At 46.3% G+C, this 17,638-nt stretch carries 14 protein-coding genes; 3 read left to right on the forward strand and 11 right to left on the reverse strand.

Annotated features, from left to right (window positions below):
• Positions 1 to 38 precede the first annotated feature (38 nt).
• From GVN20_RS03160 to GVN20_RS29905, 8 genes are all read right to left on the reverse strand, one after another.
• Positions 39 to 881, reverse strand: a complete 843-nt coding sequence (locus GVN20_RS03160; RefSeq protein WP_166556927.1) for an endonuclease/exonuclease/phosphatase family protein — start codon at positions 879 to 881, stop codon at positions 39 to 41.
• Positions 882 to 914: 33 nt separating this feature from the next.
• A complete protein-coding gene (locus GVN20_RS03165; RefSeq protein WP_166556928.1) occupies positions 915 to 2,687 on the reverse strand; it encodes a RagB/SusD family nutrient uptake outer membrane protein in 1,773 nt (590 codons plus the stop codon).
• Positions 2,688 to 2,708: 21 nt separating this feature from the next.
• Positions 2,709 to 6,236 carry a TonB-dependent receptor gene (locus tag GVN20_RS03170; RefSeq protein WP_310586805.1) on the reverse strand — a complete coding sequence of 1,176 codons (3,528 nt, stop codon included), beginning with the start codon at positions 6,234 to 6,236 and terminating at the stop codon, positions 2,709 to 2,711.
• A 226-nt stretch (positions 6,237 to 6,462) separates the two neighbouring features.
• Positions 6,463 to 7,524 carry a FecR family protein gene (locus tag GVN20_RS03175; RefSeq protein ID WP_166556929.1) on the reverse strand — a complete coding sequence of 354 codons (1,062 nt, stop codon included), beginning with the start codon at positions 7,522 to 7,524 and terminating at the stop codon, positions 6,463 to 6,465.
• A 103-nt stretch (positions 7,525 to 7,627) separates the two neighbouring features.
• Positions 7,628 to 8,245 (reverse strand): RNA polymerase sigma factor, encoded by a 618-nt coding sequence (locus GVN20_RS03180; protein WP_166556930.1) that lies wholly within the window; start codon positions 8,243 to 8,245, stop codon positions 7,628 to 7,630.
• 242 nt (positions 8,246 to 8,487) lie between these two features.
• Positions 8,488 to 9,945, reverse strand: coding sequence for a M20 family peptidase (locus tag GVN20_RS03185; RefSeq protein ID WP_166556931.1), 1,458 nt, complete (start codon positions 9,943 to 9,945; stop codon positions 8,488 to 8,490).
• 176 nt (positions 9,946 to 10,121) lie between these two features.
• Positions 10,122 to 10,616, reverse strand: a complete 495-nt coding sequence (locus GVN20_RS03190) for a dihydrofolate reductase (RefSeq protein WP_166556932.1) — start codon at positions 10,614 to 10,616, stop codon at positions 10,122 to 10,124.
• A 37-nt stretch (positions 10,617 to 10,653) separates the two neighbouring features.
• Positions 10,654 to 10,785: a hypothetical protein gene (locus GVN20_RS29905; RefSeq protein WP_255455417.1), complete on the reverse strand. Its 132-nt coding sequence runs from the start codon at positions 10,783 to 10,785 to the stop codon at positions 10,654 to 10,656.
• Positions 10,786 to 11,065: 280 nt separating this feature from the next.
• On the opposite strand from GVN20_RS29905, the gene GVN20_RS03200 reads away from it, so the two are divergent.
• Together GVN20_RS03200 and GVN20_RS03205 are read left to right on the forward strand one after the other, a co-directional pair.
• Positions 11,066 to 11,872 carry an FkbM family methyltransferase gene (locus tag GVN20_RS03200; RefSeq protein WP_166556933.1) on the forward strand — a complete coding sequence of 269 codons (807 nt, stop codon included), beginning with the start codon at positions 11,066 to 11,068 and terminating at the stop codon, positions 11,870 to 11,872.
• Positions 11,869 to 13,113 (forward strand): glycosyltransferase, encoded by a 1,245-nt coding sequence (locus GVN20_RS03205; RefSeq protein WP_166556934.1) that lies wholly within the window; start codon positions 11,869 to 11,871, stop codon positions 13,111 to 13,113. Before GVN20_RS03200 ends, GVN20_RS03205 begins: the two co-directional genes overlap by 4 nt.
• Positions 13,114 to 13,267: 154 nt before the next feature.
• Here the strand turns inward: GVN20_RS03205 and GVN20_RS03210 are convergent, their stop codons facing one another.
• Positions 13,268 to 14,077 carry an SDR family oxidoreductase gene (locus GVN20_RS03210; RefSeq protein WP_166556935.1) on the reverse strand — a complete coding sequence of 270 codons (810 nt, stop codon included), beginning with the start codon at positions 14,075 to 14,077 and terminating at the stop codon, positions 13,268 to 13,270.
• 90 nt (positions 14,078 to 14,167) lie between these two features.
• Here GVN20_RS03210 and GVN20_RS03215 point away from each other — a divergent pair, with 90 nt between their 5' ends.
• Positions 14,168 to 15,151 (forward strand): hypothetical protein, encoded by a 984-nt coding sequence (locus GVN20_RS03215; protein WP_166556936.1) that lies wholly within the window; start codon positions 14,168 to 14,170, stop codon positions 15,149 to 15,151.
• On the opposite strand, the gene GVN20_RS03220 is transcribed toward GVN20_RS03215, so the two are convergent.
• Together GVN20_RS03220 and GVN20_RS03225 are read right to left on the reverse strand one after the other, a co-directional pair.
• Positions 15,141 to 16,013: a CPBP family intramembrane glutamic endopeptidase gene (locus GVN20_RS03220; RefSeq protein WP_166556937.1), complete on the reverse strand. Its 873-nt coding sequence runs from the start codon at positions 16,011 to 16,013 to the stop codon at positions 15,141 to 15,143. The genes GVN20_RS03215 and GVN20_RS03220 overlap by 11 nt on opposite strands.
• 606 nt (positions 16,014 to 16,619) lie before the next feature.
• Entirely contained in the window at positions 16,620 to 17,609 is a 990-nt protein-coding gene (locus GVN20_RS03225; RefSeq protein ID WP_166556938.1) for an aldo/keto reductase, read from the reverse strand.
• Positions 17,610 to 17,638: the final 29 nt, after the last annotated feature.

Consider the following 17,638-nt stretch of genomic DNA (forward strand, 5'->3'; position numbering starts at 1 on the left):
ATAATTTCCTCAGGGGGCATTTTTAGCAAAAAAACTTCTTAGTTAATCACGACCTTTGCCACAACGGGTTGGTGGTCTGAAGGATAGCGTTGCTCTTTTGCGTCGGTCAGGACACCGTATTTTAAGACAGATATTTGCTTACTTGCAAAGATATAGTCAATTCGGTTTTTCATCGGTGCGTCAAACTTAAAGGAGTTAAATGTGCCTTCGGGACCATAAGGAGCCATGGCTGATACCTTTTTTGCATCGCTGAGCAGCGTCTGCATTTCGATAATTTGTTCAGTTTCGGGGGTGGAATTAAAATCTCCCACGCAAATCGTGGGTGCATCTTTGGCAATTTCTTTGATTTTCTGCACCATCAATTTCCCCGACTGGCGGCGGGCTTCAACGCCTTGGTGGTCGAAGTGAACGCTGAAAAAGTAAAACTCCTTCTTCGTCGTGGCATCTTTGAATTTTACCCACGAACAAATACGATTGCAGCAGGTAGCATCCCATCCTTTGGAAGGTTTGTCAGGGGTTTGGCTTAACCAGAAATTGCCCGATTGTAATACTTTAAAACGGTCTTTTTTGTAGAAAATGGCCGAATGCTCGCCCGCCTTTTGACCGTCGTCGCGGCCAGCTCCAAAAAACGTAAATTCTTGTAATTCAGCAATGTCGTCCAACTGCCCGCGCAAGCCTTCCTGTGTGCCAAAAATATCAAATTCGTGGTAGCGAATCAGCGCTTTTACTTCTTCTTTGCGGTTAGGCCAGGCATTGACGCCGTCGTTGGGGGTGTTATACCTTACATTGTACGTGGCCACCACAATCGGGGTGTTTTTTTGTGAATAAACGTTTTGGGCAAAGAGTACAAACAATACCCCTAAAAACAGACTTTTGTTCATTTGTGAAAGAATAGTAGTTTGAAATTGAGTGGATTACCAACCAGGGTTTTGTCCTAAGGCTGGATTTAACAGTCTATCCGCTTCCGGAATGGGATAAAGATAATATTTTTCATTCCATTTTCGAGGAATATTGGTCAGCCAAGTGAGTTCTCCGTAGGTGTCGTTTTTCAAGCGCTGAGGGTTGGCTACGCCGTTTATAGTTTCTGCCACATTAATATACGTTACCCCCGCCAATTGAGTAGTAGGTCTTATTTTATAAAAAACGACGTCATTCTTCCCGTCTTCGTTCAGATCTAAGGGTTTGTCGAGGGCGGGTACGTAGAAACCGTTCCAGATTTGCTCCATTAATTCGCCGCACTTCCAGCGGATAATGTCGTTGAATCGGAAGCCCTCAAATACTAGCTCAATGCCTCGTTCGCGCCGGATTTCGAGTAGAGTAGCATCCGTAATTTCGGGGAAGTAATGGACTTGAAGATATGCGTCAATAGCGGTTGGTTTGGCGGTAAAACCACCCGTTATGCCTGCTCGTTTGCGTAATGCTCCTACGGTTTTTGCCCAATCGGCGTCGGTTAGGGTTTTAAGCTCTGCTTTTGCCTCGGCATAGTTGAGAAGTATTTCGGCGTAGCGCATGAGGCAGATGGAGTTGTCGTTGCGGCTTCCGCCATCAAAATAGGTATCATCCAGCGACCACTTGATGGGCATGTACCCTGTGTACGTGTAAGAAAATACGGGCGGGGCAGGCTCCGCAGTTCCGCCGTTGATACGAGTATAATTTCCCACCCGAATGGTTTGTTGTAGGCGTTTATCCCGACCTTTTACCTCTTCCATAAACGGGAGGACTTCGTGCCCTGCGCGGCTGGTAAAAGGTGTTCCATCTATATTTAGGTAGGTATTTATGAAAGTACGATTCAAACTCACCCGCGCTCCGTAGGTGGCGCTGGTCCACCACCAGTTGGCGTCGTTGAAGATGCTCAGGGCGGGGTCTACGACTGTGGCGAGCATGATTTCGGACGTAACAGGGGTTTTACTCGTAAATAATTGACGGTAGGATTTTTCGGAACCACCCGCTTCGTTGAGGCTGAAACCGCCCTCTTTCATTACTTTATCGGCAGCATTGGCTGCTTCGGTGAGCCATTTTTCGGAGGTATCCATCAGGGTGTACGAAGTTTGATACTTTCTGAAAGTTCCTTCGAAGAGACATACGCGTGATTTAAAACCATAAACCACGTATTTGGTAATCACGCTGCGGGTGTTGTCGTTGGTGGTGCGGATGTTTTCGCAGGCGTAGTTTAAATCGGCCAATACCGAGTCCATGACCATACTGCGGGGATCACGGCCACCAAACAAGGCTCCATCCGAGACATCTAGGGGTTTATTAATCCACGGAACATCGCCAAAACGCACCACTTTGTCGAAGTAGAACCACGCTCTGAAAAAACGCGCCATTCCGTTGTAATGTTTACGCACGTCGACGGGGATGGAAGGGTTGGTATTGTTGGCAATAAAGTAATTGATGTTGCGCAATGCCGTCCACGACCAGCCTGTACTTTGGCGTGGGCCATAGGCTCCTTCGCGCAAAAAATCGGGCACTTGGGTGCGCACGCTGTAATCGGCCATGGCGTCTCCTTTGTGGATTTCGCTGGCGTTGGGCAAGTTATCGTAAAAAGAAGCTGTGTATAATTCTAGGCCTTTTTCGTTGCTAAAAACGGCATCTTTGGTGGCTGTTGCCTCAGGCACCTGATCTAATTCGCTGCAACCAGCGAGGCAAAACAGTGTCAATAAAAATCCTATCGTATATGTTTTCATTTGTGCAAGGCTGATTTTAGCTTAGAATGTTGCCGATAGGCCGATGGTAATACTTTTCAAAATCGGATAGTTGTACCCGTTGCCGCTATTTCCGTTGGTGACCACGCTGTCGGACGGACCGAGGTTTTCTACGTCCAAATCGCGGGTGAGTTTGTAGAGTGGCGACCATGTTGCGAGATTTTCGCCCGAAACAAAAATTTTGGTTGTGTTCATTCCCAACTTTTTAATGAGCACGCGGGGTAAATTATAGCCAATCTGAAGATTTTTCATCCGGAGATAGGCCGCATTTTGAAGGTATTTAGTTTGGGCCTGATACAGCTCTCCGGCGCTATTTTGCGTTACGTACCCTCGGTAGCGCGGCAAGTAGGCATTGGGGTTTTCGGGCGACCAAATATTCCCCATGTGCCATTCGGGCAACTTATTGTATGGACGGTTGTATTGTCCCCAAAAAATAGCAGCTTCTGGGCCCGGCCACCAATCCTGTTGCCCAACGCCTTGAAAGAAGGTAGAAAAAAAGAAGTTATTCCAGTTGGCACTGAGGATGATTCCGTAAGTGTAACGAGGTGTCGAATTGCCGATGATACTGCGGTCGCCGGGGCTTGCCACGGTATTATCACCGTTGTCAATCTGGCCATCGCCGTTCAAATCTCTAAATTTTATGTCACCGGGCAACCATTGTCCCGTGTTAGAGGCTTTAAACAAGGTTTGTTTGGCGGAATTCTCCACATCGCCTAAGGAGGTAAAGTACCCGTCGGTGGTATAACCCCAAATTTCACCGATGGTTTGCCCAGCGTAGTAGTCACTGAGTTTCTTGTTGGGATTGTTGAATTTGTCGATGGTAGAGGTATAATCAGCCATCGTAAGGCGTACTTCGTAGTCGAAAGGCTTACCACCTGCTTGGAATTTATCCCGCCACGACAAAACGCCCTCCCAGCCTTTGGTGGTGAGGTCGGCGTAGTTGCCTTTGGGAATATCGGTCCCGAAAACCGCGGGTAGCGTCATTCCCACCGTAAACATATTGGTCGTTTTGCGAATGTATGCATCGGCGTTAAGAATCAGGCGATTGTTAAACATTCCCAAGTCGATTCCTACATCTTGCGTGGTGGAGGTTTCCCACGTGAGGCCATCGGGAATGACGCTGGGTTGCCCTGTTTTTTGGGGACGGACTCCGTTTAAGATTCGGTTGGATTGCGAAATGGAAAATTGCTCTTGAAACGCATAAGAGCCAATGCTTCCGTTGCCGAGCGAGCCGTAGGAGCCTCTGATTTTAAGGTCGCTGATAAATTTTGGCAAAATCTTCCAAAAAGATTCGTTAGACAAGCGCCAACCTGCTGAAACAGAGGGGAAAAATGCATACCGCTCATTTGATGGAAATTTGGACGAGCCGTCGTAGCGGCCGTTGAGTTCCAACAAGTATTTGTCTTTAAAAGAATAATTAAACCGGTAAAAACCACCCACAACCGCCCATTTTTCCCAGCCGCCGCTCGTACTGACCGACTGCCCCAAGGCAAGGTTGATGTCGTTTGCATCTTCGTAAATCAGTCCATTACGTATGGTTTCGAGGCGGCGAAAAGTTGATAATTCGTAGTTATACCCCACCAATGCTTTTAGAAAATGATTTGGACTGATTTTAGGCTCGTATTCGGCGTATAGGTTGGTAGCTGTGTAGAGTGTTTCACGGTAAATATTCTGCAAATCGTTGGTGCCTGTGCCTACGTATTCAATCACCCCAGGTTTGCGGCTATAGGGTACGGGCACCCGACGGCGGTATTCGTTGTCGTCAGTATTTTGAAAGGTAAAATTTCCTTTTATCCTGAATTGGTCATTGAAAAATTGGCTGGTAAAATCGGTCGTGTTTCTAAACACGCGTTTGTCCATGTCGATGCCGTTTTTGCCGTACCAAAAATCACCTACCGTATACGCCGCTGAATAAGAAAGGGTTCCGTCAGGGTTAAACATTGGTGCCATCATGTGGCCTTCGTCGGCGATGTTGCGCCAGATGCCCCCGCCCTCACCTACGTTGAGCGGATTATGGTATTTCATGGAAGAAAAATCGGCGTTATTGGTCACTTTCAACCACGGAAATGGCTGAATCGACCCTTTGGCCCGTACGCTCATGAGGCGGTAATCGTCGGAATTGTAACGAAACAGGCCGCTTTGCGTATAATAACGACCTGTTAAGTAAAAATCTGCTTTGCCACTGCTGCCCGACACTGAAAGGTTGTGCTCAGTGGCGCTGTTATTTTCTTTGTACAACTCCTTGTACCAATCGGTATTTTCGTAGTATACGTACTCGCCGGTGGCGGGGTCGATGTCTGTTTTGGGCAGGGTGGGGTCATTGTTTCTCCGTTCAAATTCGGTCAGGTAGGCGGGAGAGAAGCGAAGTGTTTTATTGACGTTTTGTGGGGTCTGTGAATAATCATTCCAAGCCGTCCAGCTTTCATTAAACATCTTTGCAAACTCGTATCCATTGGTCACGAATTTAGGAAGCGTGGTGGGGCTTTTGATAGAGTGGTTGAGCGAATAGCTAATCACGGTCTTATCTTTTTGGGGACTTTTGGTGGTAATCAGTACCACGCCAAACGCCCCTCTGGCTCCGTAGATAGCTGCCGATGCCGCATCTTTCAGGACCGTTACGCTCGCTACATCGTTGGGATTGAGGCGACTAGGGTCGCCTTCTACGCCGTCAATCAAAATCAGGGCGTTTCCTCCCTGCCCAATGGAAGTAGTGCCGCGAATATTATATAAAGGAGATTGTATGGGTTTTCCGTCGGCCATGCGCAGGTTTAGATTGGGAATTACACCTTGTAAACCTTGGGTCAGGTTGGGCAACGAACGGTTTTCGAGTACTTCGCTCGTTACTTGGTCAACGGCACCGGTGAGGTGTGCTTTCTTTTGGGTTCCGTAGCCTACGACTATGACTTCTGAAAGTAACTTAGAATCAGAATCCATCACAATTTCGAGGGTAGTTCGATTTCCCACCATTATTTCCCGACGGAGGTAGCCCACGTAACTTAATACCAAAACCGTTTGTGGGAGAGGTACGGAAAGGGTGAAGTGGCCGTTGACGTCGGTGGAAGTTCCTTTGACCGTTCCTTTGACCAAAATATTTACGCCGGGCAGTCCTTCGCCGTTTTCTCCTTTGACCGTTCCAGAGATGAGGGTTTCTATGGACGTGCTTTTGGTGCGTTTAGGAAGTTCTAAGGGTGAAACCGTGATTCTTTGCGGTTTTTTGGTGAGTACAATTTGTTTTCGGCTTATAATCTCATAGTTGATTTGAAGGGGCGAAAAAAGTTGGTCAAATACATTCTCTAGCTTTTCGTCCTTCACCGTCAGGTTGACTGTGGGCACTTTTTTAAGTATTTCGGACCGATAAGAAAAACGAACTTTTGCCTGTTTTTCGATTTTATTGAGCACTTGACGCAGGGATTGGTTCTCAACCTTTAACGAGAATCGTTGGTTGAGGACATCCTGGGCTGCGGCTCGTCGGGTGTAGCCAACGCTCATCAACAGCAGCACGAAAACGAGTTGGGCAGTAGTAATTTTCAAGGCTACGTACAACCAATGATTAGTTGGAAAAAAAATTCATATTTTTGTTTGTTTTGTTCGATGTGGAAAACGCGGACACGACAAAAAAGCCCTGCGTCAACCGTATTGCAGATGGTTGAGGGCTTACTGTTTTTGGTCGGTGAACTGGTCCTTCACCGGCCATTTTGCTTTTAAAAAGAGGAGTGGATATAAAAATCTATTCAATAAAACGAAACTGAATGCAAGGTTATTGGCATCCGTTGGATTTAATGACAATCTGGGTTTCAATGGTTTCGTACTCGGCCCCGATGGTACGGCATAGTAAACGCAGACGCTCATAAAATACTTCGTCAGAAAAACTTATTGTAACAAAGCATTTCTTCAACACATCTTCATCGTATACCAATTCTACCCCGTATTGTTGCTCTAAGTCACGCAATACGCTTACTGCTGAACGGTCGGTATAAACCAATTCTTTCTGGTCGGCGATAATTTTGGTGGGATTTTCTACCAGCGATTTTACCAAAATCTCACCGTTTCTGACAAACGTTGCCTGTTGATTGGCGGCGAGTAAAACCGTGTTTTTAAGGTCGTTAGATAGGTTTTTTCGCGACGAGACCGCCACCTTGCCTTCCTGGACCGACACGTTTACGTTGGGTTTTCCTACAAAGGCCTGCACGGTAAAACTCGTACCTACTACTTGAGTCACCGTTTCGGCGGCGTATACCAAAAAAGGATGTTCGGGGTCACGTTTTACTTCAAAGTAAGCTTCTCCATCTAGGTATACTTCGCGTAGGTTTTCGAATTTTTTCGCAAAACTCAGCCGACTTTTGGGAGCCAACTGTACCGAACTTCCATCGGGAAGGCGAAGGTGTTGGATCTGATTTTGGGTATTGATTCGTTCTTCCAGTTGCTTGGTTGCGGTGGCAACGATGGTATCGTACGAAATGGGCTGTTGACGTTGCTGCCACCAAATCCATCCCGCGGCCATGACCAAAATGACGGCGGCCGCGGCGGCCCACCATACTCTCAATGAACGAACGACTGGTGTGGGGGTTTTCTCCGATGTGTGAGTTTCTATATACTGCCACATCTCGGAAAGTTGGGAATCGGAAGGAAAAAACTGAGGGCTTTCGGCGATGGCTTTAACCAAAGCTTGGGCCCTCAGTATATGGGGTTGTTGGTGTGGATAAGTCTGGCGATAATTTTCCCAAAAAGTATCCGACTCCGGCGTTGGGGCTTGTACCCAATTTCTGAAGTCCGGATGTTCGGCAAAATCACGCGCAGAAAATTCGGAAAGGGGCTTCATAAATAATAAATCGAATGGCGTGTAAACAGTAAACGTTTACCCCTCATGAAGAAAAAGCAGGAAACTTTATCGGTAACTCACTTTTTCTGAATTTTTTTTGAAATTATTTAATAGAAAATTGAAAAACGTAGTACAGCAGCACGTGAAGCAACGAATCGGGGAGGTTTCGGCGCAAACGCTGAATGGCCCGGGTGATTAAATTTCGGGCCGACTGGTCGTTTATTTGCAGTATTTCCGCGATTTGATCATATTCCAACCCATCATAAAAGCGTAGTTGCAGCGCTTCGTATTCCCGGGCCGAGAGTTGCTCAAGTTGAGATTTTAACCACTTTACATTGGCATCAAACGTTTCTTCAGTAATGGTCATTTCTTCGATAGAAGGCCATAGGAGCGTATCAGGAATCTCATGGTCCTGCAAAGAATTCAGATCGGTACGCCACTCATTTTGGTAAGAACGGTGAATCTTGCGCCGCAGGGCCCGATACAGATAAAATCGAATCGAAGTGGTGGCACTGAGCCGTTCGCGGGTGTCCCATATTTCTACAAAAAGCTCTTGTACTGCATCTTGAGAGGTTTGCGGGTCGTGGGTCAGCTTGTAGGCATAGTTATAAAGTACTTTCACAAACCGTTCATAGATTTCGGCAAAGGCCTTTTTGTCCCCTCCTCTAAAGCAATCCCAAGCGAAGGCTTCATCAAAACTTGGCAACGATTTTGAAATCATTTCAATCAAAGGATTTATACGGCAAAAGTAATTGAATTGCGTTGATTTAACATTGAGGCAATATTACGTGTAAATTAAGTTTAAAATTACCAAAAAAGTGAGTGACATTGACCAGTTTGACATTAAAAGATTGTTAGTATATAGAAATAAATCAGGAAACAACTGAATTTTACCTTGCTTGAAGAAGGACTAAAAAGTAGGAAGTTGAAAGATAAGCAGCCGTTATTTGAAACGGCTTCAACCTAACTTCTTTTTACCAATTCAATATAAAATTTTACCACATTTTTGAAATCAGTTTCACTGATGCGCTCGTTGGTGCCGTGGGGGCGTTTGAGGTCTTCTTCGTTCATTCTAACGGGCATAAAACGGTAGATATTTGAACACACGTTGCGGTAAAAACGCGCATCTGTAGCACCTACCACTAGATAAGGGGCTACAATCACTTCTGGAAAACAGCTTTTGATGGTTCGGTGCAACGCCCGAAATCCAAGGGTAGCGGTATCAGAAACGGGGGAGGGCTCGGAGTCAAACTGTTTGAGTGTTTCAATTGTAATGCGCTCGTTATCAATGGTTTTTTGGACATACTCGGCTACACCTTTTACAGAATCACCAGGCAGAATTCGGAAGTTTATTTTGGCAATGACCTCCACAGGGAGCACATTGTCTTTAACGCCTGCGTGGATTACGGTGGGGGCAATGCTCGTGCGAACCATGGCGTTGCCAGCGTTGGTTTTAGCGAGAATATTGACAATCACTGGCTTGAGTAGCCAGCGGTTTGCCATGGCTAATTTGGTGCCGAAGGGCATTTCGGGGGCGAGGTAATCCTGTAAATAACTGGCCGCGCCTTCCAAACGCGCGGGGAAAGGATTTTTCTGAAGCTTGTCAATCGCTTCGGCCATCATGCCGATGCTGGTTTGGGGCGGTGGCATGGACGAATGGCCTCCGTCGCCCACTGAGGTTAATTGAAGGGTCGTGTAGCCTTTTTCGGCGATGCCAATGAGTGCAATAGGAGTGGTGATGCCCGAAACACCATCGGTCTTAATAGTGCCGCCCTCATCCATGACGTACTCCAACTGTACCTTTCTGGTTTCAAGCAACGCCGCAATTTGGCGTGCCCCGTAGCGCCCGGAAACCTCTTCGTCGTGGCCGAAGGCTAGGTAAAAGGAGCGCTCAGGTTGGTAGTTTTGCTTCAATAAATATTCGATTGCTTCCAAAACCCCGATAACCGTTACTTTGTCGTCAAGCGTACCACGACCGTAAATAAAACCATCAGCAATATCTCCCGCAAAAGGTTGGTGTTTCCACATTTTTTCGGTGCCTTGTACTACGGGAACAACATCGTAGTGGCCCATCAGCAGGGCAGGTTTGAGGGTAGGGTTCTTTCCTTTCCACTCAAACAATAAAGCGTAGCCGTTAACCCGTTCGCGTTTGAGACGGGCGTGGGTGAGAGGGTAAGCTTGTTCGAGGAAACCAATGAATTTTTCGAACTGCGTACTGTCCATGAGCGACAAATCTTCGTACGAAACGGTACGGATTTTAACGGCATCGGACAAGTGCGTCAGGGCAGAATCGCTGATGGCTAGGGCGGGTGCGGGTGCTATGCCAGCCATTTGTTTGGAAGAAATACGGAGGGTGTTGAACAACAACACGCCAATCAATAAAACAAGGCCAATCGCAATGACTCGGAGTGCGTTTTTCATCAGGAAGGGGAGCTTTCGGTTATATAAAGTGCCTTGCAAAATCAAAAATATACTTGACTTTAGCAAGAAGCTTGCTCAGGTACGAGGGCTCGTTTCCTGCATCTGTTGGGCGGTTTAGACGCTAGCCGTGTCCGACGGTTCTAAACCGTCAGACACTACTGCCTTCACGGACTCTATCAGCCTTGGCGCACCAATTCTACAAAATCAAATGCAATGGCGTGCTTTTCGTCGGTTGCATGACTTACCCTGCTGATTTCTTGCCACTTTTCTTTATTGGGGATAGTGAAATAGGCATCCCCTTCAAACTCCGCTTTTACTTCCGTCAGATAAATTTTGTCGGCTACGGGCAATGTCATTTTATATACTTCTGCCCCGCCAATGACGAAGGCTTCGTCGGTGCCCGTTTGGCGCGCGGCTTCAATAGCTTTGTTGACTGAATTGACCACAATTACGCCTTCAAATTGCCAATCTTGATTTCGCGTAATGACGATAGATGTCCGGTTGGGTAAGGGCTTTCCGATGGAGTCAAATGTTTTGCGCCCCATGATGATGGGGTAGCCTGTGGTGAGGCGTTTGAATTGCTTCAAATCGTCGGGCAAATGCCAGATGAGCTGATTATCACGCCCGATAACACCATTTTGGGCCGCTGCTACGATAAGTGAAATAAGCATGGAGGAGCAGTTTTTGCCAAAGGTCGTGCTTTTAAAACTATATTTCTACAATGTTGTTCAATACAACTTCAAAATCAATTAATACATCCCCACCGTCTAATGCTTTGGAAAAGGCTTTGGTTTCTACTGGTTGGCTTGGGCGATAAATGTAGGTTTGTTGCTCACTCATGGTGATCAACCAACCCAATCGTACGCCGTTAGATGCCTATCACCATTTAATTCACTGTTGTTTGTGCTTGTCAAGAGGTGGGTAGGAGACATATTTATAAAAATTTGGCCATTCTCATCCCGTTCAACTTGAACGGTCGGGATTGGATAAACAGAATGTGACCAACTCGTGGTCGGTAAACTGGTCGCGGGCTGGTAGGTTTAACGGAATCACCATGAGTACACCTGTGGATTGTAGAATACTTGAACAAAGATACAGAATGATTCCTTAATTTTGCTCCATGCTTGCTTTTCGATATTTACTCAAACACCCGTTTCACATCCTCCGAAATCCCGCTGGTAGGGAGTTGTTGGGGCTTTTTTGGCGCTATGGCGACCGCCCGCGCTACCAACCGACCAAGGTTAAATTTGGACGTTATCAACTGGAAGTACCCGATGCTTTTTCGTGGACGTGGCAATACGAAGAAATTTACGTCGAAGCGTTTTACAAATTCAACACATCAGCGTCTGCACCCGTGATTTATGATTGCGGGGCCAACGTCGGTATGAGCGTTATTTACTTTAAGGAATTGTACCCACAGGCGCGTATCAAAGCCTACGAAGCGGAGCCAGTAATTGCCAATTATTTGACCCAAAACCTAAAAATTAACGGCATTAATGATGTAGAAATCGTCCAAAAAGCGGTTTGGAAAGACACCGCTGGCGTGTGGTTTGGCGAAGGTCAGGCCGACGATGCCTCTATTTATGGCCAAGGCAGCAAAAAATTGGTTCCTTCGGTGCGTTTGCGCGACGAGTTGGCGGTAGAAACCCGCGTTGATTTTCTAAAAATCGACATTGAAGGAGCCGAAATTGATGTTTTGCCCGATTGTGCCGATGTGCTCGACCGCGTGCAACATTTGTTTGTAGAGTTTCACGCTTATATCGGCCAACCGCAAGCCTTGGCGAAGGTCATCGAAGTGATTGAAAAAGCAGGGTTTCGGTATTACATTGACACCAATCAGCACCGTAAAGCACCTTTTGTAAATCACCGTTATCGCAACAACGATGTCATGGATTTACAGTTAAATATATCGGCGTGGCGGGTATGAAAGTCGTTCATCTGAGTACCTATCATACCTTCGGTGGGGCTGCGATTGCGGCGCTTCGGCTACACCATGCCTTGCGCGGCATTGGGGTAGAATCGTCGGTATTGGTGCAGGAAACTGAACGCGAGGAAGAGGGTGTGCAAGGAGTTGCCTCTGGTTTTATTGAAAAAAAAATGGCGTTTGCACGGTTTGCGGCGGAACGCGCCTATTTTTTGTTTCATGAAAAAGACAAAAGCGTTCGCTTTCATTTTTCACCCTTGTGGGCTGGCGTTGACGTATCTGCCCACCCGCTTGTGTTAGAAGCCGATGTGATTCATTTGCATTGGATAAACTTCGGTTTTTTGTCTTTACATTCATTAGAAAAACTGTTTGCGCTCGGTAAGCCTGTGGTCTGGACCATGCACGATATGTCGACCTTTACGGGTGGTTGTCATTATAGTCGTGAATGTGACCGCTACCTTACACATTGCGGATTTTGCCCCTATGTACGAAAGCCCAGCGCCACAGATTTATCATCTCAGGTGTTTGAGCAAAAGAAAAAGCTGTTTTCAAATGCTCCACTGACGCTCGTCTCGCCCAGTCGATGGCTGGCAGAATTGGGCACGCGTGCGGCGCTAACCAAACATTTGACTTCGCTTGCCATTCCCAATCCCATCGATACCTCCGTTTTTAAGCCTGCTTCGTCTTCAGAAATCGACCTGAATCCCGCTAAAAAATGGATTCTTTTTGCGGGTGTCAATACCCAAGACCCGCGCAAAGGTTTTGCCTACTTTAAAGAAGCAACTCAGTTATTAAAAGACCGACGTGCCGACTGGGGTATTGTCGTTTTTGGCAAAACCGAACCCGATGCCCTCACGGATATGGGCTTGGAAGTAAAGTCGTTGGGAAGCTTACCAGCGCACGAAGTTGTTGAGGTGTATCAGGCCGCCGATGTGATGGTGGTGCCTTCGTTGGAAGACAATTACCCCAACACCGTCATCGAAGCTATGGCCTGCGGTACGCCCGTGGTGGGTTTTGACTCGGGCGGAATTTCGGAACAAATCGAGCACAAAAAAACGGGCTACGTGGCCCAGTTATATTCTGCGGAAGACTTAGCCAAGGGTATTCGGTTTGTGTTGGAGGAAGCTGATTATGAGCAATTAAAGGTAAATAATCTCCAGGTTATTAGGCAGCGGAATAGTTTCGGGGTGGTGGCAAATGCGTACTCATCACTCTATCAAAAGCTGACAGAAATGCCTATATAGCGAGTAGAGGCAGTAGGCCTGAGATCGCAGTTTTGAGAAACTGCTTTCACGCAATCTCGCGATTTTGAGAAGCCGCCTCCACGTGCGAGCAGTTTCTCAAAAACCGCGAGATCTCCCTTAAACTTGAAATCTATTTTCCAAAAATCGAAATCAGTTATTGTTCAACGGCTTTGATGCTGTAATTTTTGGTCAATTGCCACAACAGACTGGGAGCAAAGCGCTTGAGATAAGTGCCGAGCGTTTCTTTAAAGCCCGCAATGATAATCTCGTGTTTTCCAGCTTTGAGCGCATTGACCATTTTACGGGCACACACATCCGCTGGAATTCCTTTGGCTTGATTTTGGTCCATTTTACCAAAAGGTTTGCCGTCTTTACCAATAGCATTGAGCGAAATATTGGTTTTGATATAACCCGGACACGCCACCGTTACCAAGATACCATCGCGCCAAACCTCACCCCGCAACGAATCAAAAAAACCCTGAATGGCGTGTTTGGAGGCACAATAGAATGTCCTGAATGAAGTGCCGATTTTGCCGCTCACGCTGCTCGTGACCAAAATACCCCCTGATTTTTGAGCAATCATGTGCGGAAGTACTTCGCGGGTGAGGAGGACTACACTCGTGAAATTGGTATCCATCAATTTTTGAAAATCGGCGGGCGCAATGTCCAGAAATTTTTCCCGTTGGCTGATGCCCGCGTTGGGAACCAATACGTCTATTCGCCCGAAGTATTGAAGAACGGTTTGGGTTTTTGCCCCAAATTCTTCGGGTTTCAACATGTCAATCGGTACGATTAGAACGGAAGCATCGGGCAGGTTTAGGCTTTTTTTGACGCGCTCCAATTCTTCCAGCCGGCGGGCAGAGAGCACCAATTTTGCGCCTTGTTTGGCAAATTCATAGGCTAATGCTTCGCCAATACCCGACGAGGCTCCCGTTATCCAAACTATTTTATCGGTTAGGTTCATTAAAAACTAAATTCAGAATGAAAAGATGATTGTATTTCTTCCGCAATATTGCCCATTTTTGCGCGTTAATTCCACCAAATACACGACATTATGTTTTTTCGCGCCTCCTTTTTACTTTCGGCTACACTGCTTATTTCTACTTCTCTTTCGGCTCAGCATTTTGCGTTGAGTCGGCTTTTTTATCCTAATGCTACCCTTCGTGCCGACTATATGCCCGAAGCCAACATGGGCAATAATCAGCGTTATGGTCTTTCGCGGACGTCGTTCAATGGCATTATTCCGCTGCGGAGTGAGGTGGATGTGTCTTTTAGTTTGCGTAAAAAGTTTGATTTGCGCGCGCGCCATTTTTTGATGCTGGCCAATGTTTCTCAACTCAAGCCTACCCAAAACGGCATCATTACCCCAGATAACGGTTACAAAACAGCATCGGTGGGGGTGCTTATGCTTCAGGCCAGCCTGCGCGACCGACTCTGGATTTATGGCGGAGGGTTGGGCGTAACGGAGTCCAACGAAACGTTTTTTACGCCCCAGCCTTTTTTCTGGGGAGGGGCTGCCCGAATGAGAATTTTAGGGCTACATACCCAGATTGCCTACGGAACGGCCGTTATTTATAACCAAAAATTTCGTTTGATTCCCGTTTTTGGCCTCAACAAACGCCTCGGCAAACAGTGGCGTGTGTCGGCTTTATTGCCTTTTCGGTTGGATGTCAACCGCCGCTTCAACGAATGGTTTAACATTGATATGATTGGTGCCTTTGACGGATATAGCGGAGGTTTTCAGCAGGTCATGAATGCCGAAAAAATGTTTCGTCGCAGCAATTATCAGCACGTTAAGTTTTCGGTGGCGGCCAATGCTCATTTGTTTACTGTTTTCAATGTGTCGTTGGAAGCGGGATTAGGAACCTTTCGCCAGCTGCGCACTTTTAACTCTGCCCACGAAAATTTGATTACCCAAAAGCCCAATATTGCGCCCTTTATCGGGGCAAGCGTGCGTTACATTACCAGTAAATCAAAAATGTCTAATCAATTTACCAAGAAATTGGGCTTAGGCGGAGAAAGCGGCATTAACTGGTAGGCTTGGCAATCAACTGAAGCCCCACGACCTTTTTGGCGAGCAATAAATAAAGTGCCATCACCACCACCCATTGGGTAACCATGAGCGGAAAGTTTAGTTCAGTAGTCATCCAAATAGTGGAGCTAGGAACCGAGCTGCTCGGGTAACCCACCAACAAAAAAGCGTACACATTGTTGGCCAAGTGAATGCCCAGTGGCAGTTCAAGTGATTTGTCGATGACGCCCAACAGCGCAAAAAATAGACCGACGCCGATGTAATATACCATCGCGAGGCCCAATGAGCCTACGGCTTCAATCTCGTCGTTGAAACTGTGCGCAAGTCCAAAAACCACGGATGTAATAATGATACCGGCCCAGAGGTTCCAGGAGCCAATTCCCTGCAAAAGGTACCCTCTGAAAAAAAGCTCTTCAAAAGAAGTTTGAAGAGGAAGTAAGACAATGGCCACGACCAACGAGGGTAAAAAGTCCTTCAAATTGAGCGAAAACTGGTATTTGTCAGGAAACAGTAAGTAAGTAGCGGTTTCTACTACCGCTGAGCAAACCATCCAAAGCCCAGCGGATTTGAGTATACGAGGCCAATTGACAACCCCAGAAGGCGAAATCATCATGAGTGGATTGCGTTTGTGGAGGTGTTTTACACACAGCCAAAGCACCACGAGCGAGGCCACAAAGCCCAACAACATCAGGGATGTAATAAGATAAACGGGCAAGGCCTGAGGGTCATCTTTCCACGTGACCATGGCCCAAGCGCCAGGAATTGAGCCAAGAAGATTGGCGATAAATACTAAGATAAACACAGCGACGTACACGCCAAATTCGTTACGCCCCTGCCGAGCGGCGTCAATGAAGGGGTTGATTTGCATAGGGTAAAGGTCTTATTAAGGCCGAAATAAGTACATTTTCTTTATTAATTGATATGTGTGTACGAATTACACCTATTGGAATAAGAAAAATAGCTTGTCGGATGCAGTTTTGAGTCTATAAAGCTACCCCAATCGGCAAAGTAACCACAATCCATTGGGTTGTTGAGCATCAAAAAACCCCCTTTTTGCTTTTACACAAAAAGGGGGTAGTCACTATTTGAAGGTTGATGAAATGTGTTTCAAAGTTGAACAAAACAAATAAAATCTGCTTTGTTTTTCATTGAATGCTCAAAGCTAATGTAAAATTCAATGTATCTACAAATAATTTTTAAAAAATATCCTTAATTGAATACTTTTCTTGATAAAATTATATATTATCCACATTTAGTCGCTATTTTGTTTGAATAACAATTGGTTTTAAAATTAAATGAAAAAATTAAAAATTAGAAAATTTGAAATTTATTTTCTAATTTATTGCTATTTATAAAGAAAAAAATGGCAAACATTGGTAGATATAAAGAGTTTTTCCCAAAAAATAAACTTAATTATTTTTAACACTAATTTGGTATAATTTTGAGAAATAGACTACGTGGCCATAACGATACTCTATGCCGTCAACACCTTCATCATTGCTTCTGGATAACGTAGGCCTGCTACGGCTTCTTTGGGGCTGATGCGTTCGAGTTCGGCCAATTCTTCCTTGGAAAGCGTAATAGTTAGTGCACCTAGGTTCTCTTTTAAGTAAGAAACCCGTTTGGTGCCGGGAATAGGTACAATATTTTCGCCCTGTGCCAGTACCCATGCCAGCGCTAACTGTGAAGGAGTAATGCCGCGCTCTTCGGCCCAGCGTTTGAGTAAATCAACGATGGCGAGATTTTTGGCAAAATTTTCGCCCATAAATCGTGGCGAATTCCGTCGGAAATCATCAGGAGATAAATCTTCAAATTTTTGGAACTGTCCCGTCAAAAAACCTCGCCCCAGTGGACTGTAAGCTACCAAAGTAATGCCCAATTCATTACAGGTAGGGATGACGGACTCTTCAATATCGCGGCTCCAAAGTGAGTATTCTGACTGAACGGCCGAGATGGGATGTACCGCATGGGCACGTTTGATGGTTTGTGCCGACACCTCCGAGAGTCCTATGTAGCGCACTTTTCCTGCTTTTACAAGCTCGCTCATGGCACCGACAGTTTCTTCAATGGGCGTATTTTGGTCCAAACGGTGCAAATAATATAAATCAATGGTGTCAATCCCTAGGCGTTTAAGGCTGGCATCACAACTCGCCTGGACGTACTCTGGGCGTCCGCTGAAGCCCCGCTTGGCGGGGTCGTTGGGGTCGCGTATGATGCCAAATTTGGTGGCTAACACTACCTCGTCGCGGCGTTGGCGCACCACTTTTCCCACGAGTTCTTCGTTTTTAAATGGCCCGTAGGCGTCGGCAGTGTCCAGAAAATTTATACCTTCGTCGAGGGCCGTATGGAGGGTCTTGAGGGATTCGGTATCGTCGGTGGCACCGTAAAACTCAGACATTCCCATGCAGCCTAAACCGATGGCCGAGAGCGAAATCGTACTGTTTCCTAGTGAGCGTTTTTGCATTGCTTTGCGGCGTTTGTGTGTTATTCAAA

Source organism: Runella sp. CRIBMP, assembly GCF_009905605.1.
In the GTDB taxonomy this organism is placed as follows: Bacteria; Bacteroidota; Bacteroidia; order Cytophagales; family Spirosomataceae; genus Runella.

What these genes read in the sequence shown, in the direction of transcription:
- GVN20_RS03160 (WP_166556927.1), bottom strand. Translation starts at nt 881, where the DNA reads ATGAACAAAAGTCTGTTTTTAGGGGTATTGTTTGTACTCTTTGCCCAA.
- GVN20_RS03165 (WP_166556928.1), bottom strand. Translation starts at nt 2,687, where the DNA reads ATGAAAACATATACGATAGGATTTTTATTGACACTGTTTTGCCTCGCT.
- GVN20_RS03175 (WP_166556929.1), bottom strand. Translation starts at nt 7,524, where the DNA reads ATGAAGCCCCTTTCCGAATTTTCTGCGCGTGATTTTGCCGAACATCCG.
- GVN20_RS03180 (WP_166556930.1), bottom strand. Translation starts at nt 8,245, where the DNA reads ATGATTTCAAAATCGTTGCCAAGTTTTGATGAAGCCTTCGCTTGGGAT.
- GVN20_RS03185 (WP_166556931.1), bottom strand. Translation starts at nt 9,945, where the DNA reads ATGAAAAACGCACTCCGAGTCATTGCGATTGGCCTTGTTTTATTGATT.
- GVN20_RS03190 (WP_166556932.1), bottom strand. Translation starts at nt 10,616, where the DNA reads ATGCTTATTTCACTTATCGTAGCAGCGGCCCAAAATGGTGTTATCGGG.
- GVN20_RS29905 (WP_255455417.1), bottom strand. Translation starts at nt 10,785, where the DNA reads ATGAGTGAGCAACAAACCTACATTTATCGCCCAAGCCAACCAGTAGAA.
- GVN20_RS03200 (WP_166556933.1), top strand. Translation starts at nt 11,066, where the DNA reads ATGCTTGCTTTTCGATATTTACTCAAACACCCGTTTCACATCCTCCGA.
- GVN20_RS03205 (WP_166556934.1), top strand. Translation starts at nt 11,869, where the DNA reads ATGAAAGTCGTTCATCTGAGTACCTATCATACCTTCGGTGGGGCTGCG.
- GVN20_RS03210 (WP_166556935.1), bottom strand. Translation starts at nt 14,077, where the DNA reads ATGAACCTAACCGATAAAATAGTTTGGATAACGGGAGCCTCGTCGGGT.
- GVN20_RS03215 (WP_166556936.1), top strand. Translation starts at nt 14,168, where the DNA reads ATGTTTTTTCGCGCCTCCTTTTTACTTTCGGCTACACTGCTTATTTCT.
- GVN20_RS03220 (WP_166556937.1), bottom strand. Translation starts at nt 16,013, where the DNA reads ATGCAAATCAACCCCTTCATTGACGCCGCTCGGCAGGGGCGTAACGAA.
- GVN20_RS03225 (WP_166556938.1), bottom strand. Translation starts at nt 17,609, where the DNA reads ATGCAAAAACGCTCACTAGGAAACAGTACGATTTCGCTCTCGGCCATC.